This window comes from Gallibacterium salpingitidis (assembly GCF_001678495.1).
Lineage (GTDB): Bacteria > Pseudomonadota > Gammaproteobacteria > Enterobacterales > Pasteurellaceae > Gallibacterium > Gallibacterium salpingitidis.
Genome location: NZ_JTJL01000042.1, coordinates 1 through 25,453, shown reverse-complemented (window position 1 = coordinate 25,453; position 25,453 = coordinate 1). Strand labels below are relative to the sequence as shown.

The 25,453-nt window shown below is 39.3% G+C and carries 34 protein-coding genes and 1 pseudogene; all 35 read left to right on the top strand.

What is annotated here, in order from left to right; translation table 11 throughout:
• Positions 1-15 precede the first annotated feature (15 nt).
• On the top strand, positions 16-612 hold the full coding sequence (locus QS62_RS08015; RefSeq protein WP_066108504.1) for a recombination protein NinG: 597 nt from the start codon (positions 16-18) through the stop codon (positions 610-612).
• Positions 612-1,016, top strand: a complete 405-nt coding sequence (locus QS62_RS08010) for an antiterminator Q family protein (RefSeq protein WP_066108503.1) — start codon at positions 612-614, stop codon at positions 1,014-1,016. The genes QS62_RS08015 and QS62_RS08010 overlap by 1 nt, the downstream gene beginning before the upstream one ends.
• Before the next feature lie 48 nt (positions 1,017-1,064).
• Positions 1,065-1,340 carry a type II toxin-antitoxin system RelE/ParE family toxin gene (locus QS62_RS08005; RefSeq protein WP_013747140.1) on the top strand — a complete coding sequence of 92 codons (276 nt, stop codon included), beginning with the start codon at positions 1,065-1,067 and terminating at the stop codon, positions 1,338-1,340.
• An 11-nt stretch (positions 1,341-1,351) separates the two neighbouring features.
• Positions 1,352-1,636: a HigA family addiction module antitoxin gene (locus QS62_RS08000; RefSeq protein ID WP_039093854.1), complete on the top strand. Its 285-nt coding sequence runs from the start codon at positions 1,352-1,354 to the stop codon at positions 1,634-1,636.
• 159 nt (positions 1,637-1,795) lie between these two features.
• Positions 1,796-2,128, top strand: a complete 333-nt coding sequence (locus tag QS62_RS07995; RefSeq protein WP_082966157.1) for a phage holin, lambda family — start codon at positions 1,796-1,798, stop codon at positions 2,126-2,128.
• Positions 2,121-2,528 (top strand): M15 family metallopeptidase, encoded by a 408-nt coding sequence (locus QS62_RS07990; protein WP_066108500.1) that lies wholly within the window; start codon positions 2,121-2,123, stop codon positions 2,526-2,528. The genes QS62_RS07995 and QS62_RS07990 overlap by 8 nt, the downstream gene beginning before the upstream one ends.
• Before the next feature lie 3 nt (positions 2,529-2,531).
• Positions 2,532-2,858, top strand: coding sequence for a DUF2570 domain-containing protein (locus tag QS62_RS07985; RefSeq protein WP_066108497.1), 327 nt, complete (start codon positions 2,532-2,534; stop codon positions 2,856-2,858).
• Positions 2,839-3,045: an Rz1-like lysis system protein LysC gene (lysC, locus tag QS62_RS12090; RefSeq protein WP_231923692.1), complete on the top strand. Its 207-nt coding sequence runs from the start codon at positions 2,839-2,841 to the stop codon at positions 3,043-3,045. The genes QS62_RS07985 and lysC overlap by 20 nt, the downstream gene beginning before the upstream one ends.
• Positions 3,046-3,063: 18 nt before the next feature.
• The gene (locus QS62_RS07975) at positions 3,064-3,576 is read left to right on the top strand and encodes a terminase small subunit-like protein (protein WP_066108494.1); all 513 of its coding nucleotides are present in this window, start codon (positions 3,064-3,066) and stop codon (positions 3,574-3,576) included.
• Positions 3,527-4,972 (top strand): phage terminase large subunit, encoded by a 1,446-nt coding sequence (terL, locus tag QS62_RS07970; protein WP_066108492.1) that lies wholly within the window; start codon positions 3,527-3,529, stop codon positions 4,970-4,972. The genes QS62_RS07975 and terL overlap by 50 nt, the downstream gene beginning before the upstream one ends.
• A 1-nt stretch (position 4,973) precedes the next feature.
• Entirely contained in the window at positions 4,974-6,293 is a 1,320-nt protein-coding gene (locus QS62_RS07965; protein WP_066108489.1) for a phage portal protein, read from the top strand.
• Positions 6,229-7,812 carry a phage head morphogenesis protein gene (locus QS62_RS11875; RefSeq protein ID WP_082966160.1) on the top strand — a complete coding sequence of 528 codons (1,584 nt, stop codon included), beginning with the start codon at positions 6,229-6,231 and terminating at the stop codon, positions 7,810-7,812. The genes QS62_RS07965 and QS62_RS11875 overlap by 65 nt, the downstream gene beginning before the upstream one ends.
• Positions 7,813-7,936: 124 nt before the next feature.
• Positions 7,937-8,992, top strand: coding sequence for a DUF2213 domain-containing protein (locus QS62_RS07950; protein WP_066108487.1), 1,056 nt, complete (start codon positions 7,937-7,939; stop codon positions 8,990-8,992).
• Positions 8,993-9,001: 9 nt separating this feature from the next.
• On the top strand, positions 9,002-9,421 hold the full coding sequence (locus QS62_RS07945) for a structural cement protein Gp24 (protein WP_066108483.1): 420 nt from the start codon (positions 9,002-9,004) through the stop codon (positions 9,419-9,421).
• A gap of 59 nt (positions 9,422-9,480) precedes the next feature.
• Positions 9,481-10,428, top strand: coding sequence for a DUF2184 domain-containing protein (locus tag QS62_RS07940; RefSeq protein WP_066108480.1), 948 nt, complete (start codon positions 9,481-9,483; stop codon positions 10,426-10,428).
• Between the two features lie 2 nt (positions 10,429-10,430).
• Positions 10,431-10,622: a hypothetical protein gene (locus QS62_RS07935; protein WP_066108477.1), complete on the top strand. Its 192-nt coding sequence runs from the start codon at positions 10,431-10,433 to the stop codon at positions 10,620-10,622.
• Positions 10,623-10,625: 3 nt separating this feature from the next.
• Positions 10,626-10,988 (top strand): DUF4054 domain-containing protein, encoded by a 363-nt coding sequence (locus tag QS62_RS07930; RefSeq protein WP_066108475.1) that lies wholly within the window; start codon positions 10,626-10,628, stop codon positions 10,986-10,988.
• Complete coding sequence (locus QS62_RS07925; RefSeq protein ID WP_231923690.1) at positions 10,963-11,424, top strand: phage virion morphogenesis protein; 462 nt, start codon at positions 10,963-10,965, stop codon at positions 11,422-11,424. The genes QS62_RS07930 and QS62_RS07925 overlap by 26 nt, the downstream gene beginning before the upstream one ends.
• A complete protein-coding gene (locus QS62_RS07920) occupies positions 11,424-11,783 on the top strand; it encodes a hypothetical protein (RefSeq protein WP_066108469.1) in 360 nt (119 codons plus the stop codon). Before QS62_RS07925 ends, QS62_RS07920 begins: the two co-directional genes overlap by 1 nt.
• Positions 11,784-12,293: a phage neck terminator protein gene (locus tag QS62_RS07915; protein WP_066108462.1), complete on the top strand. Its 510-nt coding sequence runs from the start codon at positions 11,784-11,786 to the stop codon at positions 12,291-12,293.
• Positions 12,280-13,353, top strand: a complete 1,074-nt coding sequence (locus QS62_RS07910) for a DUF3383 family protein (protein ID WP_066108459.1) — start codon at positions 12,280-12,282, stop codon at positions 13,351-13,353. The genes QS62_RS07915 and QS62_RS07910 overlap by 14 nt, the downstream gene beginning before the upstream one ends.
• 58 nt (positions 13,354-13,411) lie before the next feature.
• Entirely contained in the window at positions 13,412-13,840 is a 429-nt protein-coding gene (locus QS62_RS07905) for a phage structural protein (RefSeq protein ID WP_066108456.1), read from the top strand.
• Positions 13,840-14,325 (top strand): phage tail assembly chaperone, encoded by a 486-nt coding sequence (locus QS62_RS07900; RefSeq protein ID WP_066108454.1) that lies wholly within the window; start codon positions 13,840-13,842, stop codon positions 14,323-14,325. Before QS62_RS07905 ends, QS62_RS07900 begins: the two co-directional genes overlap by 1 nt.
• A gap of 35 nt (positions 14,326-14,360) precedes the next feature.
• Positions 14,361-14,513 (top strand): hypothetical protein, encoded by a 153-nt coding sequence (locus tag QS62_RS12085; RefSeq protein ID WP_197496282.1) that lies wholly within the window; start codon positions 14,361-14,363, stop codon positions 14,511-14,513.
• Positions 14,510-16,918, top strand: a complete 2,409-nt coding sequence (locus tag QS62_RS07895) for a tape measure protein (RefSeq protein WP_066108451.1) — start codon at positions 14,510-14,512, stop codon at positions 16,916-16,918. Before QS62_RS12085 ends, QS62_RS07895 begins: the two co-directional genes overlap by 4 nt.
• 105 nt (positions 16,919-17,023) lie before the next feature.
• Entirely contained in the window at positions 17,024-17,608 is a 585-nt protein-coding gene (locus tag QS62_RS07890) for a phage baseplate protein (protein ID WP_066108448.1), read from the top strand.
• Positions 17,609-17,775: 167 nt separating this feature from the next.
• Positions 17,776-18,942: a type I restriction endonuclease gene (locus tag QS62_RS07885; RefSeq protein ID WP_066108445.1), complete on the top strand. Its 1,167-nt coding sequence runs from the start codon at positions 17,776-17,778 to the stop codon at positions 18,940-18,942.
• Between the two features lie 309 nt (positions 18,943-19,251).
• Positions 19,252-20,142, top strand: coding sequence for a phage antirepressor N-terminal domain-containing protein (locus tag QS62_RS07880; RefSeq protein WP_066108442.1), 891 nt, complete (start codon positions 19,252-19,254; stop codon positions 20,140-20,142).
• Between the two features lie 147 nt (positions 20,143-20,289).
• Entirely contained in the window at positions 20,290-20,628 is a 339-nt protein-coding gene (locus QS62_RS07875) for a phage baseplate plug family protein (RefSeq protein ID WP_066108440.1), read from the top strand.
• Positions 20,600-21,556 (top strand): phage protein, encoded by a 957-nt coding sequence (locus QS62_RS07870; RefSeq protein WP_066108438.1) that lies wholly within the window; start codon positions 20,600-20,602, stop codon positions 21,554-21,556. The genes QS62_RS07875 and QS62_RS07870 overlap by 29 nt, the downstream gene beginning before the upstream one ends.
• Before the next feature lie 2 nt (positions 21,557-21,558).
• Positions 21,559-22,185 carry a Gp138 family membrane-puncturing spike protein gene (locus tag QS62_RS07865; protein WP_066108431.1) on the top strand — a complete coding sequence of 209 codons (627 nt, stop codon included), beginning with the start codon at positions 21,559-21,561 and terminating at the stop codon, positions 22,183-22,185.
• Entirely contained in the window at positions 22,182-22,547 is a 366-nt protein-coding gene (locus QS62_RS07860; protein WP_066108429.1) for a hypothetical protein, read from the top strand. Before QS62_RS07865 ends, QS62_RS07860 begins: the two co-directional genes overlap by 4 nt.
• Positions 22,540-23,976 carry a hypothetical protein gene (locus QS62_RS07855; RefSeq protein WP_066108424.1) on the top strand — a complete coding sequence of 479 codons (1,437 nt, stop codon included), beginning with the start codon at positions 22,540-22,542 and terminating at the stop codon, positions 23,974-23,976. The genes QS62_RS07860 and QS62_RS07855 overlap by 8 nt, the downstream gene beginning before the upstream one ends.
• A gap of 9 nt (positions 23,977-23,985) precedes the next feature.
• Entirely contained in the window at positions 23,986-24,600 is a 615-nt protein-coding gene (locus tag QS62_RS07850) for a DUF2612 domain-containing protein (protein WP_066108421.1), read from the top strand.
• Between the two features lie 9 nt (positions 24,601-24,609).
• Positions 24,610-25,453 (top strand): annotated as a pseudogene (locus QS62_RS07845) (tail fiber protein); the annotation flags it as partial.

Sequence of the window (25,453 nt, the reverse complement as noted above, 5' to 3'; positions counted from 1 at the left end):
TTTTAAGAGGGAACAATGGTTAAAAATAAACAATATAAATGCAAGGTTTGTGGTAGCTATTACACAAAGACGATAAGTAGCTTGCAAAAAGTATGTAGCGTTGAATGTGCGATAAAACTTAGCAAAGCGCAGGCATTAAAAAAACGGAAATTACTTGATAAACAAGCAAGGATAGAAAGTAAAAAGCGATTATCAGCATTAAAAGAGAAAAATAAGACTAAAGGGCAATTAATTAAAGAAGCTCAAGAAGCAGTTAATAGATATATTCGTGTTCGTGATGAAAATAAAGAATGTATTTCGTGCGGAACGCCATTAATCAGTGAAAAGCTTGGCGGCGGCTTTGACGCTGGACATTATCGCAGTCGTGGGGCTGCTCCGCATTTACGTTTTTACACATTAAATATTCATGGGCAATGCAAACGCTGTAATCGTTATTTAGGCGGAAACTATCATGAATATAGGGTTGGACTGATTGAACGATTGGGTATTAAGAAAGTAGAGGAAATAGAAGCAGACAATCGAGAAAGAAAATATATTGAAGAAGATTTAAGGCAGATTAAGCGAATTTTCACGAAGAAAGTGAAGTTAATACAAAAAAGACGAGGTGTGTAATGGAGTATGTTTTTAATGATATTAAAAAAATTTGTGTTCAATGGGGATATTGGGCGACACCACGTCTAGGAACGGAATATCCAAGTATCTCTATTAGCATTCCTATTCCGATTGATGAGAGTAAGCGTAGGGTTTGTCCGATTAATGATGATTTAGCATTACAAATTGAACAATGTTTACTAGTAATGCGTAAAGTAACACCAGAACTGTATGATTTATTCATGGCAACCTATGCTTACCGTTTGCCGATTTACACAGAGTTAGATCGCGATCGTGTTCCTGTCAGAATTGGGCTATTAGAGCGATTTGGGATTAGTAGAACATATTACTTTGAGCAACTTAAAATTGCTGAAACCTCATTAAAATTAATGTTAAGCCAAAATAAGTGTGTTTTTCTTGCGTAGTAGCTTAATTGTGTGATATATTTATATCACACAAAAGAGGGATGAAATATGATTAAGAGTTTTAAACATAAAGGATTGGAACAATTCTTCAAAAAAGGAATTACAAAAGGATTGAGACAAGACCACGTGCGAAAGATTAATGGTATTTTATCTCTTGTTGATCGTGCTAATACGGTCGAAGAATTTATTCAATTTTATCAATGTCACGAATTAAAAGGTGACAGAAAAGGAATATATTCAATGACTGTTAGTGGAAATTACCGCATTACATTCGAATTTATTAATGGTGATGCGTATATTTTAAATTACGAAGATTATCATTAAAGGAGGTATTTATGCGTAAACCAGCACATCCAGGTGAAGTATTATTAGATGGTTTTATTGAACCGAACAAAATAAAAGTGTCTGAATTAGCTGCCCATCTTGGTTTTTCTCGTGAAACTTTATCAAGAGTATTGCATGGTAAAACTGCAATGACAGCGAATTTAGCTATTGCACTCGAGGAGGCGGGAATTAGTACAGCAAGATTATGGTTGTCTTTGCAGACAGATTATGATTTATGGGAGTTAAAACAGAAAAGAGAACATCATATCAAACCATTTAATTTTGCTGTTGCTTAAAAATAAGAAATATAGTTGATTTGTCCGGACTAAAAGTATATATTATCAACTATAGTGCGGTTTTGCACGCTTGAAACGCACAGATGTTTTTTTCTAACCCTGATCGGAAACGGTCGGGGTTTTTTATTATCCAAAATCCTCTGAAATGGAGGTGGGGGAATGAAAATGCCAGACAAGGATCCTGGAGTGTGGCTCATTATCTGGGCGTACCTCCAACAAAACTACAATGCCATCGCAGGAGCTGTGATGGCTTTTTTTATGTCTCTTTTACGTGCTGCGTTTTTAAGACAAAAAAGCTCGTATCGACAGCGGATGTTAGATGGTGCGATATGTGGCGCATTAACGTTAGCTGGAATGTCGTTACTAAATTTTTTAGGGATGCCAGAGAACTTAGCGGTATTTGCGGGTGGGATGCTAGGGTTTATCGGGGCGGAAAAAATACGTGAGTTTTTGTTTAGATTTATCAGTACAAAAGTAGGAAAAGATGAGTAAGTTTAAATTTTCAACAACCAGTGAAATGCGACTTGTAGGTGTACATCCTGACTTAGTAAAAGTTGTGCGTACTGCAATCTCTGAATCAGAGTTTGATTTTATGGTCGTTGAGGGTAAACGCAGTAAAGCAAGACAGGCTGAATTAGTGAAGAGTGGTGCAAGCAAAACAATGAACAGTCGTCACTTAACTGGCCACGCAGTTGATTTAGCTCCAATCACAGTTGAAAACGGAAAAACGGTTATTGACTGGAACAACAAAGCCAAATTTAAAACGTTAGCTGAGTTAATTAAATCTATCGGTAAACGTTTGAATATTGATGTTGAGTGGGGTGGAGATTGGCGTACTTTTTACGACGGCCCACATTTCCAACTCAGTCGTAAATCCTATCCTGACAGGTGAGATATGCTAGCAACGAACAAATGGCTATATGTGATAGCTATCATTGCATTGTTACTTATCAGTGTAGTGTATCAATACAATCTTATTAAAGATTTAAAAGTTGAGATGGCTAAGCAGTCGGACACGATAGCGATACAAAGTGCAACGATTATCCAGCTACACGCAGATATGGCGAACAATCAAAAACTGACACTTGAGTTAAGTAAACAAGAATCAGATGCAAGGAGTAAATCAGATGATGTTATCAAAAACATATCAGCAGATGACAAAGCAAGTGATGCGTATAACAGTGCTGCTCCTAAGTCTATTATTGATTTCTTGCGCAAGTAAGCCAGTAACAATTGTTAGACCACAAATCCCTGCAGTACTAATTAGCTATTTAGACCGTACAAACTTTAACGGTCGTACTTACGGTGATGTCGCACAGTATGCAGTAATACTCAAGCGTGAACGTGATATTTGTTTGAACCGTATTGATCGCATCAGAGAGTGGCAAACTGAACAAGCTCAACATTAAATATTAAGGATTTTAACCATGGCTAGTAAAAAAAGTGGGGTTAAATCCACGTCTAAGGGCGTGGGTAAAACAAAAAAGAAAGTGGGAAGACCATCATCATTTGTACAAGAAGTAGCAGATGATATTTGTATGCTACTTGCTCAAGGTGAAAGTTTACGCAAAATTTGTACGCGACCAGGTATGCCAACTAGACAGACAGTTTTTAATTGGTTGAATGAAAATCAAAAGTTTTTTGACCAGTACGCACGTGCGCGCGAGAGCCAAGCAGATTTTTTACTTGATGAGATGCTTGATATTGCAGATTGTGCAACACCTGAAGATGTTTCTGTTGCTAAACTAAGAGTGGACAGCCGTAAATGGTATATCACCAAGGTAGCCCCTAAGAAGTATGGAGATCGTATTGCACAGGAGATTTCAGGCGTTAATGGTAATGCAATTGAGCTTACAGTGAAGAAAGAAATTGACTTGTCAGTATATTCAGATGATGAACTTAGACTTCTTAGAGAACTTAAATGTAAACAGCTTGAATAATGAACTTGCCAGACGAACTTTAATTGATTTTACGCAAGTAACCAAACCCGATTTCATCACAGGCTGGTTTAATCAAATTATCGCTCAAGAATTACAGCAATTTTATCAAGATGTGATTGATGGGAAACAGCCTAGATTGATGATATTTGCTCCGCCTAGAAGTGGGAAAAGTGAGTTATTTTCTCGGCGCTTTCCTGCGTGGGCATTTGGTAAAAACCCTAATTTACAGATGATCGCTTGTTCCTATTCAGCAGACCTTGCTAGCCGTATGAACCGAGATGTACAACGGATTATGGACGATGAGCTTTATCACGATATATTTCCTAATTCATCGCTTAACTCCAAACGCATTAGCACATTATCAGGTCAAGCGTTACGCAATAGTGAAATCTTTGAAATTTTAGGACATAGTGGGGCATATCGTAGTGCCGGTGTAGGTGGTGGTATTACGGGTATGGGCGCAGATATTGCGATTATTGATGACCCTGTAAAAGATGCTAAGGAAGCTAATTCACAGACGATTAGAGACAGTGTATGGGATTGGTACACTACCACGCTTTATACTCGTCTATCACCGAAAAGCGGGGTGTTATTAGGTATGACACGCTGGCACGAAGATGACTTAGCAGGACGATTAATTAAAGAAATGGAGCAAGGGGGCGATCAATGGCGAATAGTGAGCTTTCCAGCTATTGCCGAGCAAGACGAGGAATACCGTAAAGAGGGTGAACCATTACACCCAGAGCGTTTTTCGCTTGAACGGTTAGAAAATATTAAAAAGGCGGTCGGCTCACACGCTTGGAATGCGTTATATCAGCAACGCCCTGTTAATAAAGACGGCGGTATCTTTAAACCCTCTCAAATTGAAATTATTGAGGCGTTGCCTGCTGGAAAAATTAACTGGATTAGGGCGTGGGATTTAGGGGCAACGGTAGGCGGTGACCCAACAGCAGGAGTAAAGCTAGGCAAAACACAAGAGGGCTTACTAATTATTGCTGATTTAGCTCACGGTGATTTAGGAGCAGATGAGCGTGATCGAATGATAAAAAACACGGCAAGCCTTGACGGTCGTCAGGTAGAAATTAGCTTGCCGCAAGATCCAGGTCAGGCAGGTAAAACCCAAGTACTTTATTTAACCCGAATGTTACAAGGCTATATTGTGCGAAGCAGTCCTGAAAGTGGCGATAAAATCACAAGGGCTGAGCCTTTTGCGGCACAGGTGAATGTGGGAAATGTCAAAATGCTCAAAGGGGCGTGGAATAAAACCATTTTAGACGAAATGAAGATGTTCCCGAACGGCAAGCACGATGATTGTATAGATGCCTGTTCAAGAGCCTACGGGGAATTAATCGATCTCTTTGATGTATATGGGCGTTTTACGGCGTTAGGAAGTTAATATGACAATATTTAATCAAGACAGTTATGCAGACGCATTAGGGCTTAATCGTTTTTCAAAAACACCGCAAAATACCACCGCACTTTTTGATTTAACCCTTTATGAGTTAGGCGGTTTAGCTGCACGCATAGTGGATATGCCAGCCGATGCGGCGATTGCTCGTGAAATTGAGATTAGAGGCGATCACGATAGTGTGATAAGTAATGAGCTTGATCGCTTAAAAGTGTTGCCTGCGTTGGCAGATATGGTGCGTTGGTCACGGTTATTCGGTGGGGCAGTAATGGTTCTTCTCACCGATGATGGTGCAAAGCTGAGTGAACCACTTAATCTGAATCGTCTTACTCGCATTGATGAAGTTAGAGTGTTTGATTTAAGCCAAATTTTACCGACAACAAAACGTTATTTAGATCCACGTCAAGCTAATTATGGACGTTATGAAAGCTACCGTTTAAATATTGGGGCGGTAAATGGCTTACTTGATAATCAAGTTGAAATCCACGAAAGCCGTTTATTATTTATGGGCGGTGACCCGATACCTGAACGCTTGAAAAAAGGACTGCACTGGGTGGGACGCAGTGCGGTACGCACGGTTTATCAAAAAATACGTGAATATCAAAAATCATTGACTTGGTCTTCACTCATTCTTGAGCGTAAACAGCAAGCGGTACATAAAATGAGAGGGCTTGCAGAAGCGATCCAAAATGGGCTAGAGCCTCATATCCGAGAACGGATCAACTTAGTTGAGCGAGGGCGTAATTTACTTAATGGTGTAGCAGTGGATAGCGAAGATGAGTACACCATTCTCAATGCAGATTTAAGCGGCATTGTTGAAGTACTTGATGAATTTAAAATTGCGATTTCCGCTGATGTAAATATTCCTGTTGCGATTTTATTTGGACAGTCGGCAAAAGGAATGAATGCTACAGGGCAAAGTGATTTTGAAAGTTATTATGACCTAATTGAGGGCATTCAACAGCATAAGATTAAACCTGTTTTAGAACAACTTATTGAGTTGATAATGTTACAAAAACATATTAAACCGTTTGAAAACTGGAAAATTCATTTCCCTTCACTGAATACACCAACCGATAAAGAGCAAGCGGAAGCGCGTAAATTGAATGCTGATGCAGCAAAAGCAGAAACAGGGCGGTTAATCGATCTTGTCGATAGTGGAGCGTTATCCAGCGAAGAATTACGCTTGCAGATTGCTGAGGAATTAGGCATTAAATCAGAGCCATTACCACAGGTAGATGAAAATGACATTGACGACTATCAAAAAGCGCAAAAAGCAAAAGGTGTGGCTATTTCCAACGGCGATTGAACGCGAGTATGTAAAATATTTGCGTGGCGTTGCCAAACAGATTATCGAGACCGCTAAGCAAAAACTACCTGGAATTGAACCGCACTTTAAAGAGCAATTACGGCAAGATGCGTTTACCGATATTTTGGAGCAATGGTTAGCAGAATTACTCCAAGCAACGAATTTTTTCACTAATGAAAATGAAATTGCTCCTTTTGTGCAAAACTACCTTAATCAAGTTGCAGGCTTTAACAAAAAACAGTTCCATAAAGTGCTTAAATCCGCTTATAGTGTTGATATTTTTGTTTCAGAACCGTGGCTTGATGAAGCGTTAAAACTGGCGGAATGGCAAAATATCAATCTGATTAAAAGCATACCGCAGCAGTTTCACGAAAAATTACGTTATCGAATGGTAGAGGCCGTGCGTAAAGGGGAAAGTTACCAAAGCCTTGCCGATGATTTAGAAAAATTATTTGATACACCACAAAGACGTGCAATGTTGATAGCACGAGATCAAATAGGAAAATTAAATGGGCGATTAACACAGCTCAGGCAGGAAAATATCGGGGTAAAATCCTATATCTGGCGTGGTGTATTAGATGAGCGTGAGCGATTAAACCACGTTGAGCGTGAGGGCGAAGAATTTCGCTGGGATACGCCACCAGATGATGGACACCCCGGTGAGCCAATTTTATGTCGCTGCTCTGCCGAGGCAGTATTGCCTGAGTTTGATGAGTTGGTTAATCAAGGGAATGTTGTTGCAGTAACTAATCTTAATAATGAAGAAAAGTCTGTTAAAGATGTTATAATTCAAACATCCTTAACAGAAAAAAGTCAAATCAATATGCGTAGTGAATGGGATGATAATTTTCCAGATACAATAATTGACAGAAAATTAGGTGAAGCAACCTCACATCCTTTGTATGAAAAGGCAAAGTCTGGCAGTGTAGAAGATGCGTATAATCTTGCCAAGGATCTTGTTTCTGATGATGCCATTTCTAAACTGGATAAAATGATACAAGGTAAGGATGTTATTTTAGTGCCGGTTCACGCGGAAGAGAGTGCCGGTAGAAATATGATTCCAATTGCCGTTGCAACAGTGATTGCAAAAAGATTAAATATCCCTGTTGACTTGTCTATTGTGCAGTCCACAAAAGTTTCTCGCACTGGTAGTGATGGTTGGCATAGGTTAATCCATACACCTAAATTTAGTGGCGATGTGCCTAAAAAATTAGCGATTATATTAGATGATACTCAAACACAGGGTGGAACATTAGCAAGCCTAAAGGGGTATATTGAAACAAATAATGGAAAAGTTTTAGGTTCTTATGCTTTAACTGGGAAGCAATATTCGGTACAATTAAGATTATCAAGAGATACATTATCAAAATTAAGGAGCAAGTATGGAAAAATTGAAAAATGGTGGATTCAAGAGTTCGGCTATGACTTCTCAAAGCTTACAGAATGGGAAGCAAGATTCATACTCAACTCACGTAAAACACCTGACGAAGTCCGAAATACAATCCTTACGAGAAAGTAAAAAAAATGCTTACCATCGCATGATGACAATGATCTGATTTAGTCTTCATAGAAAACCCTGAAACGTACAAACTTTCAGGGTTTTTTTATATTAATTAGAATATAAATTTAGGATAGGTGTATAAATGGTTATGCGATACGACCGCCGAGCGATACAAGCAAGGCGAGATGATAACGGTTTTATTTTTGATACCCCAGTGCTAACAAGGACTGGGGTTTTTCTTTATCAGTTGCCTGATGGGACGGTAAGGCGTGAATATCGTCCACCTGATGAAGTGTTTAAGGTTGATAGCCTGCGAGCCTATAAAGGTATTCCGATCACAGATGAACATCACGGTGTAATTACCAAAGAAAAAGCGCATTTAGTGGTTGGCTCGGTGCTATCAGAGGGCAAGCAAGATGGCAATAACTTAACGGCAGATATTGTGATTCACAACACTCAAGCGGTTGAGTTAGGCAAAAAAGAGTTGTCGGTAGGCTATGCGGTTGAGCTTGAGATGAAAAGCGGTATTACGGAGGACGGTGAGCCTTATGATGCAATTCAACGTAATATCAAGCCCAATCATTTAGCTATCGTTAAAGTAGGGCGTGCAGGTAATGCACGGCTTAATATGGACGCGGCGGATGCCGTAGAATTTCGTGAAGATGGAGAACCTCAAATGAGTGACACAAAACTTGCAGACATTCGCTTAGACAGTGGTATTACTTATCAAGCCGCACCTGAAGTGATTGTTGAATTAAATAAGTTAAAACAAGATGTAGCAATCGCATTAGCTGAAAAAGACAAGGAAGCGGCTCGAGCTGATACGGCTGAAGCAAAAGTCAAAACGCTTGAAGCGGAAAAAGAAAAATTAAAGCAAGATGCGCTTGTTGCAGCTAAAGCACGTGTTGAGCTAGAAGCAACGGCTAAAGCCCATAAGGTGGAAGTAAAAGCCGATAGTACCGACCGTCAATTGCGTGAAGCCGTGATTACGGCTATTCGTCAAGATGGAGTGGATTTATCGCAAAAATCCGATGCGTATATTGAAGCGGCTTTTGATATGGCTGTAGCTGAAACAAAATCTCGCCAAGATGCGTTAGGCTCGCAACGTAGCCAAATGACACAAACGTTCACTCAGGACGGGGAGAAAACAGAAAAATTAACAGGGCGAGCTGCAATGTTAGCAAGCCGTAATCAATAGGAGAAAGTGATGTCAGTTTACGATCCATTTCAACAAAAAGCTTTTGCAGGTATGAAAGGCGATAGTCGTTATGATTTAGTGGAATCTTTTGCGGCTGAAAGTGCGGTGCCTTTTGGCGTCATTGTTACGCAAGGCACAAAAATCAACCAAGTTAAATTAGGCGGAACGGTGCCTGTGGGGATTGCTTTACATTCTCATGCTGTTGTGGGGGAATATGCGCAATTTGATGCGGTGTCAGTCTTGCGTCAAGGTGTGGCGTGGTGTGTTGTTAAAGACGGTGAAACCCTGACTGCAGGCAGTGTAGTGAAATTTGACCCTGCAACAGGAAAATTAACACAAAACGGCACAGAGTTTCCTAATGCAGTATTAAAAACCGATGTAATTGATTGTGGCCAATATGGCAAACTCGCATTAGTTGAGTTAGCTTAAGTGTAATGTTTAATTCTAGCCTCCTCATTATTGAGGGGGCTTTTTTATAAGGAAAAATTATGACAGATTTTCATCAAGATTCGATTGAGTTAAATGAAATCAATAAATGCTTAAATGCCGCAGGGGTATTTAATCAAGATGCGGGTTTATTTACCGCGCGTCAATTAGAAATAGTGCGCAACCGCATTTATGAGGAAAAATTGCCAGCAATGAATGGTTTAAGCCTTGTGCCGATTTCCTCTGAAGCACCTGAGTGGGCGGAAACTGTTACCGAACGGATTTTTGATGCAGTTGGAATGGCGAAAGTGATTGCTAATTATGCAGATGATTTACCACGTGCGGATGTTGCAATGACAGAGCGTGCAGTAAAAGTAAAAGGCATTGGCGCCTCTTATGGCTATAACTTACAAGAGTTAAAAGCTGCAGCTGCTAACCAAACATATCTCCCTTCTACCAAGGCACGTGCGGCTCGCCGTGCGGTAGAAGTCAAAATGAACCAAATTGCATTATTGGGTGATACAGAATTTGGCTTAAATGGCTTTATCAACCACCCTAATTTAGGCGAAACCACTATTACGGGAGGTTGGAAAACAGCAAATGCCGAAGCTATTTTAGCGGATTTAGATAATCTGCACGATACCGTGGTGCTGCAATCTAAAGGCGTGCATCAACCGACCCACTTATTACTGGCATTAAGCGATTACCAAACCTTATCCAGTAAGTATATGAACACGGCGGATAAAGTCGATGTATTGACTTTCTTCAAACGAAAACACCCTAATTTGATCATTCAAGGTTTGTGGGAGTTAGAAAAAGCAGGCACAGGCAATAAAAATCTTGCGATTTGCTATGAGAAAAATGCGGACAACCTCAATTTGGAAGTGCCACAAGATTTCACTCAGTTACCTGCACAAGAACGCAACCTTGAATTGGTGGTTAACTGCGTAGCACGCATTGGTGGTGTGTTCTTGCGTTACCCATTATCAGCCACAAAAGCGGAGGTGTAGCGATGTTAGTACGTAATGTTGAACCTCGCTTACTACGTGTAGGCGGAGAATTTATCGCCCCAAATCAAACTGTTGAGCTGGCAGAAAATACGGTTGGTTTAAAAAGTCTGCTTAAACGTGGCGTATTAATTCAAGTGAAAGTGGAAAATGATCCTAAAAAAGACCCAAAACAGGAAGACAAAAAACAGGAGTAGCCTATGAGTGCAGCCACGTTACTTACCTTTTTTTATCCGATGAGTCAAAAAATGGACAATGAGCAAGTTGCGTTAGCGTTAAGTCTTGCCGAGGGGTATCGTCCACAATGTTTGCCAGAGGAGAAACAAATGGAGGCTGTGGCGTGGTATGCCGCTTATCTGTTAGCACAATCGCTAGAAAGTGAGGTAAACCTTGCAGGATTACGCCGTGAGCGTGAGGGCGATTTAGAGCGTGAATATTTTTCTAATAGCGATACCGGCGGTAATGCAGCACGCTTTTTAGCAAAATTTAATCAACTAAACGACTTATGCAAGCAGTTAGGGGCAATCACGGTGGGCAATGCTTATGGTGGATGTGGAAGTTAAAATCAATAACAAAGGCTTAGAAAAAGAGTTAGCGTTAATGCAAAAGATGGCAAATGCCAGTGTAAAAATTGGCATTCAATCTGATGCAGGAAAACACAAAGAAAGCGGGGTTTATGTTGCAGACATTGCAATTTGGAATGAGTTTGGTACAGATAAAATCCCTCCCCGTCCTTTCATTCGCCAATGTTTTGCCGATAATCAAGGATTAGTTGAGAAATATTTGCAGCGAGTTGTTCTGAATGTTGCTAATGGAAGCGATATTAAACTTGAATTAGCGAGGTTAGGGCTATGGTATGAAAATAAGCAAAAATACACTTTACGGCATTATCCTTGGAAAGAAAATTCTAAAGCGACAAAAAAACGCAAGAAAAGCTCAAAGCCGTTAATTGATACCTCACAACTTGTTAATTCAATTCGTTATCAGGTGGAGGTGTAATGCAACATTTACCTTTTCAATCTTCTTTTCGTCAAACTTATTCATTATTAACGAAAACAGAGGGGTATTATCTCAAAGGTAAGTGGGTAGATGGCGAAGAAGTGGAACAAGAACTTATCGCATCTATTCAACCCGTTAGTCTGAAAGAGATGGATCGACTTGTAGTAATGATGCAAGGACGGCATATTGTCAGTGCGATTAAGATTTACACAGAACAGCAATTAGATGTTGCAGGTGAAAATAACCATAACGGCACTATCGTGTTATTTGAGGGTAGCCGATATGAAGTGATTGCACGATCAAGCTACCATTCTAGCGTTATTGAACATTACCGTTATTTTGCACAAAAGGTGAAATAAATGTTAGATAAACTCTATGATTTACTTTGTGATCTTTCTAGTCGCCCATTTATTCGCGCTTATGAAAATGGGTGTGAGCCTGAAAAGCCTTTTTTTACGTACGACTTGAAGTTTGAGCAAACGCCTGAACATTTGCATTATTCAACCGTAAACACACAAGGCGAGCAACAGATTAAAACCCACGTTGATGCCGTGCTTGAGCTGAATTATTTTGGCGAAAACAGCCTAAATACCTTACGAGCGGTTTGTATGAAATTAAGCACCTCTTATTTTCAAGACAAATGGGCAGAGCAAGGCGTTGCATTGATTCGGATTGGACGGATCACGCATTTAGCTTACCTCAATGAACAACAAGAATATCAAGATCGTGCGATGGTGGAAATTGAGATCCGCTATGCAGTAGCGATTGACGATATGATTTCAATTATCGAACAAGTGGAAGTAACAAGCCAAGTCGGCGAACTTTCTGACACGACTCAAATAGGAGTAACCCATAATGGCAAAAATTGATCGTTTGGTTAATGTCACAATTGACCTAAACACAACAGCAATCGCAGGCAAATCATTTAGTGATATGTTAATTTTAGGCGAGCATACATTAAAAAATTCGGCACGTTTATTAGTTGTCACCGATCCGAATGAATTACTAGATTTGGGGCTACAATCGACCAACCCACTTTATATTGCGGTCGCCACTGCATTTTCACAACCTTCTCATATTGCACAAGTCTTTATTGGTCGTAAAGGATCGGATGAAACAGTAACAGATGCCCTTGCAGCCATTGCAAAAGAAAATAACGATTGGTATGGGCTAGCGTTTGCATCTCGTGATGTTGAAGATGTTTTATTAGCGGCAGCTTGGGCAGAAGCAAACGGCAAGCTATTTGTCACGGCAAGTAATGACGAAAATCTCTTACAATCATCTGATCAAAGTGATATTGCAAGCAAACTGAATGAAAAACAATATTATCGCAGTGCGGTGATGTATTCCCATAAAGCTGATGAGGAATACCCTGAAATTGCCTTAATGAGTTATGCCTTTACTTTTTATCCTGGTGCTGAAACCTGGAACTTGAAAAAACTAGCTGGCGTTTCCTACTCTCCGATTAGCGAAGGGGAATATATTGCGTGTGCGAAGAAAAACGCTACCACATTTGAGAAATTCAACGGCAGTTTTGCTGTAACACAAGGCGGTAAAGTGGCTGCTGGTGAATGGATTGATATTATTCGCTTTAGAGATTGGCTAGTGCAAGAAGTGCAAATCAATGTCACTTCAGTGTTAATCAATGCGTATGGTAAAGTACCTTATACCGATAAAGGGATTGAACTTATTGGGGCAGCAATTCGTCAAGCATTAGATTTGGGCGTGGCTCGCGGTGGTATCGCCCCAGTCGAGCTTGACGAGGATAACAAGGAAATCCCGAGTTACATCATCAGTCTACCAAGAGCGTCTAGTATTTCAAATAACAACAAAGCCAAACGGATTTTACAAGATGTGAAGTTTACCGCTCGTTTAGCAGGGGCAATCCATTTAGTCGAAATTAAAGGCAATTTGGCGTATAGCCTATAATTTATTTAACGAACAGATAGACCGCAAAAGAGCGGTCTTTTTTTTATAGGAGAATTTTATGGCAGCGTTAGCAACTTATGCCCCTGATGAAGTCAGTATTGTCATTGGTGCGGCGATCGTAACAGGTTTTGCAGATGGGACATTTATTGATATCGAGGAGGTTTCAGATGGCGTTACTTCTGTCGCGGGAGCGGATGGCGAGGTCGCACGTTCTACCAGTGCCGATCCACGCAAAAAAATCACATTAACCTTATTACAAACCAGTAATACCAATGATGTGTTAAGCGCATTATATGCGGCAGATAAAGTGAGCAAAAATGTCACCTTCCCCGTAGCGGTAAAAGATTTACGTGGGCGATCACTTTTTGCTGCAAGTACTGCGTGGATCACTAAATCGGCTAAGTTAGAACTTGGTAAAGAGGTAGGCAGCCGTGAGTGGGTGATTGAGACCGCAGACGGTGCGTTATTTGTAGGAGGCAATGACTAATGGCAAGACAAGATGTTCAAATTGGAGCAAGCACATTTTTTGTGCAAAAATTTTCCGCAATGGAGCAGTTGCGTATCTTTGGTGATTTACAGAAGTCGTTAGTGCCAGCATTAGCAAAAATTATTGGCATTGCAGAGGGAGAAACACCGAAAAATGCTACCCCAGAACAGTTAGCTGAAATGGCTAAGCAAAGTGCGGTCAACTTCACTGAGGGTTTACAGCAATTAAGTAGCCAGCTAAGTGGTGTGGAGCTGCTTAAATTGGCCGATATGCTAATTAAACCTGAATTAGTTACCGTACAGCGCGATGATTTCAACAACGGCATAGATAAGAAATTACACAAAAATGATTTCGATTTGGTCTTTGATGACTTTTCTGAAATTATTGAGTTAGTGATTTTTATTTTACGGTTGAATTTTGAGCCTTTTTTTACGAAATATCTTGCCCGTCTTGGGTCGGTGCAAGAGTATCTGAAGAAAGCCTAATTGTCGGGAAATACAGTGAAAGGGCATTAAGCGAGATGTTAGCTTGGCGCCCTTTTTTGTTGGGCAAAATTACCCTAACAGAACTGAATACGCCAGGAATGACTGACATGGGCGAGTTGTTAAAAATTAACCGCTTGCTTGATGCTGTGGAAGCAATGGAAGCGAAACAAATGGAGAAGAACCGATGAACGTTATTCGTGAGTTGGTTACTGTATTGAAGTATAAAGTTGATAATAGCAAGTTAAAAGGCTATATCACGCAAACACAAACAGCAGCTAACAATATCCGTGGCAAGTTACGTAGCGCTTTAAAAGGGGCAAATAGTGAAGTTAAGTCAATGGGGGAGGGTTTTGCGACTGCAAAAAATAATCTCTTATCTTTGCGTAATGTAGTGAGTGGTTATTTTGCGATGATTGCTGGGGGCAATATTATCAAGATTGCCGATGATTGGGCTTCTGTAGATAGCCGAGTAAAACTAGCAACAAAATCCGTTGAAGAACACAAGCACGCCCTAAATGAAATTTTAGCGATTTCCCAACGTTCAGGGCAGGATTATTTAGCCAGTGCGGATCTGTTTTCTAAGGTCAATCGTAATGCAGGCGATTTAGGTTTAAATCTTGATGACAGTCTTAATTTAACCGAAATTATCGGGCAAACGATGACGATTGGCGGCGGCGATCAGGCTTCGCAAGAGGCAGCGTTAATGCAATTAGGGCAAGCGTTAGGAGCGGGAGCGTTACGAGGTGACGAGCTTAATTCCATCATTGAGCAAGCCCCTAGACTGGCACAAGCCATTGCAGACAGTTTTGGCGTACCAGTCGGTCAACTTAAAGATTTAGGGAAAGAGGGTAAGCTCACTTCAAAAGAACTCGCGCAAGGGCTATTAAAGCAGGCAGAAAAAATTCAACAAGAATTTAATCAAATGCCAAAAACCTTTGGGCGAGGCATGACAATTCTGAAAAACAAAGCAGGGCAAATCATTAATGATTTAGTCAATAAAGCCGCAAAACTCGGCGAAACTTTTTATTATACGGCGGAATGGGTGGTTAAAAATACCAGATTAGTTGGGATTTTAGCTACTGCCGCGATTGGGGCAAAACTGCTGCCAATGTTAAAAGCAACCAATGTTACCTTAAAGCAGATCGTCATCAATGGAGCGAGAGCAGCAGCACCGTTTCTAGCGATGAGCGCAGCATTGGCTGGCATAGGCTTAATTTTAGAGGATATTTATGTCTGGTCGCAAGGTGGTGTATCACTAACAGGCAGTCTTGTTGGGCGTTTTGATGAATGGGCTGCAAAATTCGCCGTTATTGGTGATATAGCTCGCTTGCTTTGGTTAAATATCAAAGAAATTGTCGCTGAATTTGGCACGATTATCGATTTTGATTTTAGCCTTGATGACTGGAAAGCGTTTGCAACAGTAACATTGCAGTACATTATTGACGGCTTAAGCGGTATCGTAAAGTTCTTGCTAAATATTAGCCGAGCTGTGAAGCTATTGATTAAAGGTGATTTTGCTGGCGCTTTTGGTTTTGCTGGTGAGGCAGTGGGTGATTTAAGCCTGAAATTTTTACCGTTTTATTCTATTGCATTGATGGTGTTTGGTGGCATTGCTTCAATTATCTGGTCTTTGTTTACTCCTTTTACTTGGTTATTTAATTTAGTTAAAAGTGGATTCAAAGGCGTGATGTTTATTGTCAATCCATTTATTAAAATGATAAAAGGTATTGCAGCTCCATTTATTTGGCTACAAAAACGATTTAAGTTCTTTTCTCGCTCTGGAATTATGATTTTTAAGGCATTTCAGTGGGTGATGACTAATGGATTTTTTGCATTATTAACTGGGTTTGGTAAGGTTTGTGCTGGAATAGTCAAAGTAGGACAAGCATTCCTATTTATGGGGAAAGGTGCTATTAAATTTGGGCGAATTTTTGGCGGATTGATTGCTACAATGGTGAAAGGTATTTTTATTTTTGCTAGAGCAATGCTAATGGCTGTTATCAGTAACCCAATTTTATTAGCAATTACTGCAATTATTGGCTTAATTGCCCTACTGATTATCTACTGGGATGATGTAAAACGGATTGCGATTGAGGTTTGGGAAAGTATTTCAACAAAAGCCAGTGAGATTTGGACGAATATTACTACTTCAGCAAATGAAATGTGGGAAAGTATTAAAAATAAAGCCAGTGAGATTTGGGAAAGCGTGAAGACGACCACAGTCGATAAATGGACAGAGGTTACCGACACGTTCAAAAATGCGTGGCAACAAACCATTAATACTGTCGTAGGCTGGTTTGATTCGCTTATTCCTAGCTGGATCAAAAAACTGTTTTCTGACGGTGCTAAAGCAGAGATAAATGTCACTGGTGAAGCATTAACAACGCCGACCAGTAGTTATGTGCAACCGACTAGCAATATCCCGACTTATACTAAGTACGGTGGCAATATGCAGTCGAATATCAATCAAACCAATAACTTCAATATTCAGGGAACAACTAACCCGACAGGGGTGGCTAATGCGGTTTCAGGTAAATTAAGCCGCAATATGCCTGTGCAGTTTGGTGTAGGACGTATTGAATACGCAGGATAAAGGAGCAGTCAGTTTTGGCTGTTCCTTTATCCAGTGCGATATTAAATTTTAATAATACGAGTGTCACCCATTGGCATATCAATCGAAATTGAGTTATCAATTATTATGAGCATAGTAAACCTTTTATTTTCGGCATTAGTAGGCAAACGTACCACCATTGGCGTACTAGAACTTGATGCACTTCTTACAGAAAGTACGACGTTAAATAGCCAAATAACAGAATATCCTGTTGAAGATGGCACAGTGATTTCAGACCATATTACCCAAGAAAGCGAGAAATTGAGTTTAACTGGTGTGATTACAGGAGCTGGAACCCTATTTAATATTGGGCTAGGCAAATACAAGCTCATTGCAGCAAAAGAGACGTTGCGAGAGCTACATGCAAAACGTGAATTGGTCACGATTGTGACAGGGCTTGATGTCTATACTGATTTTGCGATTGAAAGCCTTTCCATTGAACGCAATAACGAGGACGGGGATCGACTGAATATTACTGCTGAATTGCGTAAAATTAATAAAGTTACCTTGCGAACAGAAGAGATCCCGCCTGAAAAAGCCTCTCCTGCAGCGAAAGGTAAAGCAGGGCAAACTAAAGCCAATACTGGAAAGGTAGCAATAGGTAAACCATCAGATGCTCAAGCAGAAAAGTCTAGATCTATTCTGTCTCAAAAATCAGGTAAGGGGGTGTAATATTAGGTCTTAATATAACTATCTATTATTTTGTCGATGCAGATCGCAAAAATAAGTTAATAAGGGTAAATCAATAGAAATGTGATTTAGTTCTCTTTTTTGTATTACCATAATACAGTATTATAACCAACATATATTTGATTAATTTAGTAAAATATGGTGATGGCATGGAAGATAAACTATTTAAAGAAAGGGTTGTTCAACATATTCAGCACGTAATAAATGTTGGCAAGCATTGCGATACAGAAGAAACTACTAAGCAAGCATTAATACTTCCATTATTAGATATTTTAGGATTTAGTCCATATGACCCAACAAAAGTAAAAGCAGAATATCAAGCTGATTTTGTTGGAGTAAAAAATGGTGAAAGAGTGGATTATGCGCTGTTTTGTCATGGTGTTCCTGTAATGTTTATTGAAGCTAAATCTTATTCTGAAGATTTAAACAACCATTCACCTCAATTATCGAGATACTTTAATGCAACACCAGAAGTTGCTGTTTCAGCAATAACTAATGGTAGAGAATGGCGTTTTTTTACAGATTTAAAAGAAAAAAATATTATGGATAATACGCCATTTTTAAAAATTAAGTTAGATAGTATAGATTCAGTAAAAATAGACCAATTAATGCAATTTTGTCATGATGCTTTTCAACCAGAGGCATTAAGAACTTTAGCTGAAGAAAGTGTGTATTTATCTGCATTTACAAAAACAATATCTGAAAGCTTAAAAAATGTAGACCTAGATTTTGTGAGGTTTGTAGCTTCTAAGTCTAATATTGGGCGACAATTGAATCAAAAGTTTTTAGAAACAATAGCTCCAATTGTGAAAAATGCGGTAGAGAAAGCTGTTAGTGATATGGTTTTGTCTGGATTATCTATAGCGAGTAATCTACATTTTAGTAAAGAAGAAGAGATAACAGAAGAAAATGAAGAAAATATTATAGATGAAAAAGCAGATATCATAGATCCTAATAATGAAAAAATAGTTACAACTTATACTGAAAGATTGTTATTTGATCTGATCAAGAAGATAGTTGGAGATGAAATTGATATAGTTTCAAAAGATACTGAGAGTTATTTTAGTATTTTATATCAAGGGAAAACGAATAGATGGCTTGTAAGGTATTTTGATAATAAACAAAGACCGTCAATTCAATTGCCAATAGAAATGACGGATAATATTATCAAGGAAGTCTGTAGAGCAGGGTTAGAAATATCAGGAAGCTATATTATTATTGATTATCCTGAAAATGTTTTAAGAATTAGTGGGTTAATAAAAGATTCTTTACTATACTGTCAAAATGATGAAAATTTCTCTAGAAAAAAACAGTAATAGTTAAGAGTATTGAAATCAAGCCTGTTTACAAAGACAGGCTTTTTTATTATTATCATAAATAGGTCTCAAAAGCCTTTATCTAACTAGGTTAATCACCCCGAAAGTGTGGTTTTTTTGTATCTGAAATTCGTGTTTCTCTTTTTCTTTTCTAACCAATTTCAATACAAAAATAAAAATTAATATCAATGATCGACAGTGCGACTAATACAATACCGAAAGGGAATACGTCCGCTAGAGTTAGACTAGTTTTGAGCTGTCGATCACCCTAACTCAAAATTAGGGCTTCTATCAGAAGGAAATCTAACAATGACTACTCAATTATCAACTATTCAATTCAACAATCAATCTTTAGTTACCTTTGAACAAAACGGCACATATTACACAGCAATGAAACCAATCTGTGAAAATATTGGCTTAGCGTGGAATGCACAGTTATTAAGAATTAAAAGAGATGAAGTACTTTCTAAAGGTATGATCGTGATGATCACACCTACAAATGGCGGTGAACAAGAAATGGTCTGCCTCCCAATCCAATATCTTAACGGCTGGTTATTTGGTATTGATACAAACAGAGTAAAACCAGAAATTAGAGAAACTTTGATCAAATATAAAAAAGAATGTTATCAAGCATTATTTGATTATTGGTTTAAAGGTAAAGCGGAGAGAATTCAAACAACAGTAGATGAGCGCACAGGCTTACGAGATGCGGTTAATATGCTAGTGAGTAAAAAAGGCTTAATCTACTCTGATGCTTATAATCTTGTTCATCAATATATGAACGTTAAAAGCATAGAAGATATTGCGAAAGATGATTTACCGAAGGCAGTAGCTTATTGTCATAAATTAGTTTTAGAAGGTGAACTAATTATAGAGCAACCTAAAGCTGAAAATTTTAGTTTAACAGCAAATGATGTTGTAGAGTTAGCTTGGTGCTTATTCTCTGCAAAACAACAAAATGATTTATTACAAATGTTAGTAAAACCTTTAGATGAAATTAAATCTGGCTATTCTTCTGAAGTTTACACTTTTGCGAGCGAATATCGGCATTGTTGGCAATTATCGTTTCCAATTTTGGATAAATTGGTAGCGTTAATAGACAAATCAACTTCAGATACAAATTATGAACGCATTGTGATGCATTTTAAAAAGATTAGAGATGATCTTAATAAACCCGCATTGATGTTTAGGACAAGATAGCTATCTCAAGACAAAGCCCACTTACCAGTTGGCTTTATTATTAAAGCAGTAGATCATTTGTTGAATTAATTAAACTAACACTTACCGTATTTAACCGCTTGTAGGAAACTGCAAGCGGATTTTTTCGTGCCAAAAATAAGGAAACTTATGTTTACCATCCAACTTCCCGATAAAAATGACTTTATCACTGAAGTAAATTTAGATGATGAAGTCTTTTTCTTACATTTTTCTTGGAATGATACGCTGCAATTTTGGTCGTTAGCGATTGAAAATGCGTATAACGATGAATTGGTGTCAAATATCGTTGTATTACCTAACCGTCCTTTGATTTCACCTATTCGCCGTGAGGCGTTTCCGATAGGTGAGTTGATCGTCGTGCGTGAGGATAGTCAACAAGCTATTGGGCGAGAGGATTTTATTTCAGGGAAAGCAACGCTGATTTATATTGAGGTGGACGATGAGCAATCGCTTTTTACGCAGTTATAAGCTAGTGATTGGCAAAAAGGGACAGAAAAACGGTATTGTGATTGAGCCACCGCTACGCATTGAATTTGATATTGAAAAGGATTGTGAAAGCAAGCCGAATGAAAACAGTATCAAAATTTATAATCTTGCCCCAACAACCAGAAAAGCGATTGAACAGCCTGATATGCGTTGTATGTTATACGCAGGCTATGAGCAAGAGGGTAATACTCTCCTTTGTTCTGGCGATATTGCCACCGCTTATTCTTATCACGATCACGCAGAATGGATTACGGAGCTTTATGTGTTAGATGGCTTGGTTGAAATTCGGGATACTGCTGTTTCATTAGGTTATCAAAGTGGCGTAACTTCAACGCAAATTGCTAATGATATTGCCGCTAAAATGGGGGTAACGCTCGTTGGTGCGGATAATCTACGATCTCGCCGTTGGGAAAATGGTTTTAGTTTCTACGGTGCAGCACGTCAGGCACTCGATAAAATTGTAGCAAGTACAGGGCTTGAATGGTCTATCCAAAATGGCGAATTGCAAATTGTTAATCGTAAAGGGGTGACTAAGCGTTCAGGTTATGTACTGGCAAAAGATAGTGGGCTTATCGGCTTTCCTGAACGTACTAGAGAGGCGGCACGCAGTAAAAAACAAGATACGCCAAGTAAAAAACAAGATGAAAAATTTGCTTTTGACAGACAAGCACGTGATGGCTGGAATGTTAAAAGTTTACTGCTAGCAATGGTCAATCCTTGTGACAAAATTAAGCTAGAGAGCCAAACAGTCACAAACTGGTTTCGCGTTGAGAAAATCAAACATTCAGGTGATAGCCATTCGGGGGATTGGTTGTCAGAGTTACATCTAGTTGATCTTAATGCTCCGACTAAAGCAGAGATGAAAGCGCAAAGTAAACATCGCAAAAAACGCCCGAAAAAGGAGCAATAAAAATGAATGATATTTTAACCGCACTTGCGGAGATTAACGTTGCCTTGCCTGCGAAAATTATCGCTTATGATGCTAATCAAGTCCGTGCAACCGTTCAACCGACTATTCCTAAACGGTTAGCCAATGGCGAAGCATTGAATGCCCCGCAGATTGTTAATGTCCCAGTGGTGTTTCCTATGACTGATATTAACGGGGCATTAGCTCAAGTTACCTTGCCCGTTAAAAGTGGTGATGGCTGTTTACTGATTTTTTGTCAGCGCTCGCTTGAAAACTGGCTAAGTGGCAACTATGACGCACCAGACGATCCGAGAATGTTTGATCTGTCAGATGCGTTTTGTATGATGGGCGGAAATAGTCGTTCTCCTAAAGCAGATCCAGTGAATTTATGTATTAAGTACGGAGGGGGAACGATCAAGATTGCACCGAGTGGCAATATTTTGATTAACTCGCCTGATGTTAGTATCAATACCGATAATTTTACCGTAACTGCTCAAGCCAGTACATTTAACGGCGATGTAGCAATTAATGGCGCTTTATCTGCAACAGGTGATGTTACCGCAGGGGGTATTTCATTACAAACTCATAAGCATACAGGCGATAGTGGCGGCAAAACAGGAGTAGCGGAATGATAGATTTAAAACTAGATAGCCGACACGACTTATTTATCAAAGATCGAAAGCTCGTGTTAGTTGAGGGCGTAAACCAAAAAGCACAACAAATCAAGGTTGTGCTTTTAACGTTTTTAGGAGAATGGTTTTTAGATACTACGATTGGAGTGCCATATTTTGATGACATTTTAGTGAAAAATCCTGATAGCTCACGCATTCAAGCAATTTTTCACCAAAAAATAAGGCAGGTTAACGGCGTTCAAGCGGTTGAACAGCTTACATTACATTTTAACCGTCAAGCCAGAGAATTAATCGTGCAATTTTCTGCCCGAACAAACGAGGGCTTGATCCAAGATGAAGTAAAGGTAAAACGATATGGCTAATTATGGATTGATGCGAAGTGGCTTTGTACGAAAACGAATGCCAGAGCAACTACAAGAACTTTATGAGCAAGCGAAAAAAGCCTTTGGTAATGAAATTGATTTAACGCCTGAAACGGTGTTAGGTATGTTATTAAACCTTGAGGCGGAACGATTTAGCACACTATGGGAGCTGGTTGAGGGCGTTTATGGGGCAATGTACCCAATGAGTGCGACAGGTACAAACTTAGATCGTGCTGTTTCATTTACGGGCGTTAAACGCTTACCACCTGAACAATCAAAAGTACCTGTTATTTTTTATGGTCTTGTAGATACGCTAATTCCAGCTTATACCGCAGTGCGAAATGTAGCGACACAAGTACTTTATTATACGGAAAGCGAGGCGAGAATAGATCCTAATGAAGCAGTGTATGCACGCATTGAGTTAAATAGCAAAACTATCAATGTAGGTGATCACTTTTCAGCGGTTGTAAATGGAACACCTTATTATTTTCAAGCGACACGATCATCAGTTGCGAGCGTGATTCAAGGCTTAGCTAACCAACTTAAAGCCATCAGCTATGCCGAGGTGCAAAATGATAATGTGATTATTGAGATTATCGCTCAATCTGTACCACACTTTTCTATCTCGGTCAGTTCTAATCTAATTTTATCTCGACTAGGAATGCGTTGTGAATTATCGACAGAACAGCCGAGTAATGATAAAGCAGAAATAGGACAAATGACAGAGCTTATCACGATGTTAGACGGCGTGATTGAGGTTAATAATGTTGCGGAAGGTGCAGCTGGACGATTAGAAGAGAGTGATGCGGAATTATATCAACGATACCATCTTGGCGTATGGCAAAACGGGGCTGGTACAATCGAATCATTGTATTCCAATTTAAGCCGTGTAACAGGCGTGCAGTCGTTGCGAGTATATGAAAATGATACCGATGAAATGGTCAACGGTATTCCCCAAAGGCATATTTATGTTGTGATCAAAGGCGGATTAGATCTGGATATTGCTGCTGCATTACTGAAATATAAACCCATTGGGATTGGCACACATGGACGTACTGCAATCAGCGTAAAAGATAGCCAAGATCAACCGCACTTAGTGAAATTCAGCCGCCCTATTAAACGTTATATTTGGCTAAAAATTGTCATAGAAACGTTTACCGATGATGGCGAAATGGCAAAAGCGGGCTATATCGTCAGCGTGCTAAATAACCTACTCAGCTATGGCAAAACGTTGGGCGTAGGATCAGATGTAATTCATCAACGAATTATTGCGGCTTGTATTGCCGTATCAGGCGTAGGTAAGGTGACAGTACAAATGGGAAAAACCGACCAAATTACCGATCCAGAGCCAAGTTATCAAGAACAGAATATTGTCATTGCACACGATGAAGAAGCGATATTTGATCCCTCAATTATTGTGATTAGTTAAGGAGGTAAAATGCCAGATATATTAACTGAGCTTGATCAAGATTTTATTGATACCACATTATCTCACCAACTTTCTCAGTTTCGTTATTCACCCAATCTCACTGCTTTAATCACTTTATTGTTATCTCCTTATGCCACATTGCAACACACATTAAAACAGATGTTACTGGAACGGCATATTGATACAGCGATAGGCAAGCAATTAGACGGCGTTGGCGACATTGTTGGCATGCCACGCCCATTCACAAAAATGAATGGAGAATGGTATTTTGGTTTTACAGGGCAATCGAAAGCCAAGCCCTTTAGTCAAGCCCCCATTCGTGATTTAGCATTACAAACAACGAGTAAACAAGTGAGTTATATGCCCGATGATACTTATCGGCGACTGATAAAGTGGAAAGTTGTTGCAAATAATTCTCACGGCACAGTAGAAGATGTGATTGAAGCATGCAAAGCTCTTTTTCTTGCAGAACAGGTGCATATACAAGAAAAAAACGATGCGGAGATAAAAATCTCTATTACCCGTGCAATCAAAAACAAATTTGATGCAATAGAAGACTCACCAAACCAATGGATACCTGCCGCCGCAGGTGTAAAGATTTTCGTTGAATTTATTGATCAATAAGGATAACCAATGAACCTCAAATTACTTGATCTATTTAAACGTATTACCTGGGCAAAAAATGGAGACTTAACCGACTTTTCCCAAACTAATTATGAAGCAGGTTGGGCGCATTTAGGTGATGATACGCCAACAGTACAAGACTTTAACTTCGTTCAACAAATGAACGATAAAAAAGATCAGTGGCTGTTTAACCAACTTAAAGCGGTCCTAGATCAAGCTCAGATTGAACCCACTGAAGAGAATATTAATACGTTACGTGATGCGATTTTAAAACTGGCAAAAGGGTACAGTACTCCAAATGAGATTAATGCAGAAAGTGTAAACTTTATTGATGAAACTGGACATACACACGAAATCAGCAAAGCTAACACAACGCAAGCCGGTATCGTCCAACTCACTAGCGACCTAGACAGCGACAGCGAAACTTTAGGGTTGAACGCCAGTGCGGGGAAAAATCTAAAAGCATTAATTAATGCCATTACTAGCAACTTAAGTAATTACATTCAAAACAGTAAAAAATCAAATGCTATTGATAGTTCAAGCAGTGACACAGTTGCTACAAGTTATGCTGTAAATAAATTAAATGATTTAAAAGTTAGCAAGTCTGGTGACATAATGACAGGTGATTTGATATTACAAAATGTGTTGTTAAGAGAAAACCAAAACAAATCACTCAATAATGTTATTGATGCAGTTTCAGCATTATTTACTGGAGACAGAACACGTTTTCAGAGTTTAGTAAATGCGTGGGGGACATCAGGTACTACGCCATTAGGCGTAAGTTATGATTTCAGTAATCCAAATGGCTGGTGGATTAAGTTTGGCCCTTTATACGGAAACTTAATTATCCAAG

Coding starts and splice junctions, on each gene's coding strand:
- QS62_RS07990 (WP_066108500.1), top strand. CDS start 2,121: ATGAGTAAGTTTAAATTTTCAACAACCAGTGAAATGCGACTTGTAGGT.
- QS62_RS07930 (WP_066108475.1), top strand. CDS start 10,626: ATGAGTGCAGCCACGTTACTTACCTTTTTTTATCCGATGAGTCAAAAA.
- terL (WP_066108492.1), top strand. CDS start 3,527: ATGATGAACTTAGACTTCTTAGAGAACTTAAATGTAAACAGCTTGAAT.
- QS62_RS07985 (WP_066108497.1), top strand. CDS start 2,532: ATGCTAGCAACGAACAAATGGCTATATGTGATAGCTATCATTGCATTG.
- QS62_RS12085 (WP_197496282.1), top strand. CDS start 14,361: ATGTTAGCTTGGCGCCCTTTTTTGTTGGGCAAAATTACCCTAACAGAA.
- QS62_RS07855 (WP_066108424.1), top strand. CDS start 22,540: ATGGCTAATTATGGATTGATGCGAAGTGGCTTTGTACGAAAACGAATG.
- QS62_RS08000 (WP_039093854.1), top strand. CDS start 1,352: ATGCGTAAACCAGCACATCCAGGTGAAGTATTATTAGATGGTTTTATT.
- QS62_RS07920 (WP_066108469.1), top strand. CDS start 11,424: ATGCAACATTTACCTTTTCAATCTTCTTTTCGTCAAACTTATTCATTA.
- QS62_RS07910 (WP_066108459.1), top strand. CDS start 12,280: ATGGCAAAAATTGATCGTTTGGTTAATGTCACAATTGACCTAAACACA.
- QS62_RS07885 (WP_066108445.1), top strand. CDS start 17,776: ATGGAAGATAAACTATTTAAAGAAAGGGTTGTTCAACATATTCAGCAC.
- QS62_RS08015 (WP_066108504.1), top strand. CDS start 16: ATGGTTAAAAATAAACAATATAAATGCAAGGTTTGTGGTAGCTATTAC.
- QS62_RS07940 (WP_066108480.1), top strand. CDS start 9,481: ATGACAGATTTTCATCAAGATTCGATTGAGTTAAATGAAATCAATAAA.
- QS62_RS07950 (WP_066108487.1), top strand. CDS start 7,937: ATGGTTATGCGATACGACCGCCGAGCGATACAAGCAAGGCGAGATGAT.
- QS62_RS07870 (WP_066108438.1), top strand. CDS start 20,600: ATGAGCAATCGCTTTTTACGCAGTTATAAGCTAGTGATTGGCAAAAAG.
- QS62_RS11875 (WP_082966160.1), top strand. CDS start 6,229: ATGACATTGACGACTATCAAAAAGCGCAAAAAGCAAAAGGTGTGGCTA.
- QS62_RS07880 (WP_066108442.1), top strand. CDS start 19,252: ATGACTACTCAATTATCAACTATTCAATTCAACAATCAATCTTTAGTT.
- QS62_RS07865 (WP_066108431.1), top strand. CDS start 21,559: ATGAATGATATTTTAACCGCACTTGCGGAGATTAACGTTGCCTTGCCT.
- QS62_RS08005 (WP_013747140.1), top strand. CDS start 1,065: ATGATTAAGAGTTTTAAACATAAAGGATTGGAACAATTCTTCAAAAAA.
- QS62_RS07995 (WP_082966157.1), top strand. CDS start 1,796: ATGAAAATGCCAGACAAGGATCCTGGAGTGTGGCTCATTATCTGGGCG.
- QS62_RS08010 (WP_066108503.1), top strand. CDS start 612: ATGGAGTATGTTTTTAATGATATTAAAAAAATTTGTGTTCAATGGGGA.
- QS62_RS07850 (WP_066108421.1), top strand. CDS start 23,986: ATGCCAGATATATTAACTGAGCTTGATCAAGATTTTATTGATACCACA.
- QS62_RS07965 (WP_066108489.1), top strand. CDS start 4,974: ATGACAATATTTAATCAAGACAGTTATGCAGACGCATTAGGGCTTAAT.
- QS62_RS07860 (WP_066108429.1), top strand. CDS start 22,182: ATGATAGATTTAAAACTAGATAGCCGACACGACTTATTTATCAAAGAT.
- QS62_RS07905 (WP_066108456.1), top strand. CDS start 13,412: ATGGCAGCGTTAGCAACTTATGCCCCTGATGAAGTCAGTATTGTCATT.
- QS62_RS07895 (WP_066108451.1), top strand. CDS start 14,510: ATGAACGTTATTCGTGAGTTGGTTACTGTATTGAAGTATAAAGTTGAT.
- QS62_RS07925 (WP_231923690.1), top strand. CDS start 10,963: ATGCTTATGGTGGATGTGGAAGTTAAAATCAATAACAAAGGCTTAGAA.
- QS62_RS07975 (WP_066108494.1), top strand. CDS start 3,064: ATGGCTAGTAAAAAAAGTGGGGTTAAATCCACGTCTAAGGGCGTGGGT.
- QS62_RS07915 (WP_066108462.1), top strand. CDS start 11,784: ATGTTAGATAAACTCTATGATTTACTTTGTGATCTTTCTAGTCGCCCA.
- QS62_RS07945 (WP_066108483.1), top strand. CDS start 9,002: ATGTCAGTTTACGATCCATTTCAACAAAAAGCTTTTGCAGGTATGAAA.
- QS62_RS07890 (WP_066108448.1), top strand. CDS start 17,024: ATGAGCATAGTAAACCTTTTATTTTCGGCATTAGTAGGCAAACGTACC.
- QS62_RS07875 (WP_066108440.1), top strand. CDS start 20,290: ATGTTTACCATCCAACTTCCCGATAAAAATGACTTTATCACTGAAGTA.
- QS62_RS07935 (WP_066108477.1), top strand. CDS start 10,431: ATGTTAGTACGTAATGTTGAACCTCGCTTACTACGTGTAGGCGGAGAA.
- QS62_RS07900 (WP_066108454.1), top strand. CDS start 13,840: ATGGCAAGACAAGATGTTCAAATTGGAGCAAGCACATTTTTTGTGCAA.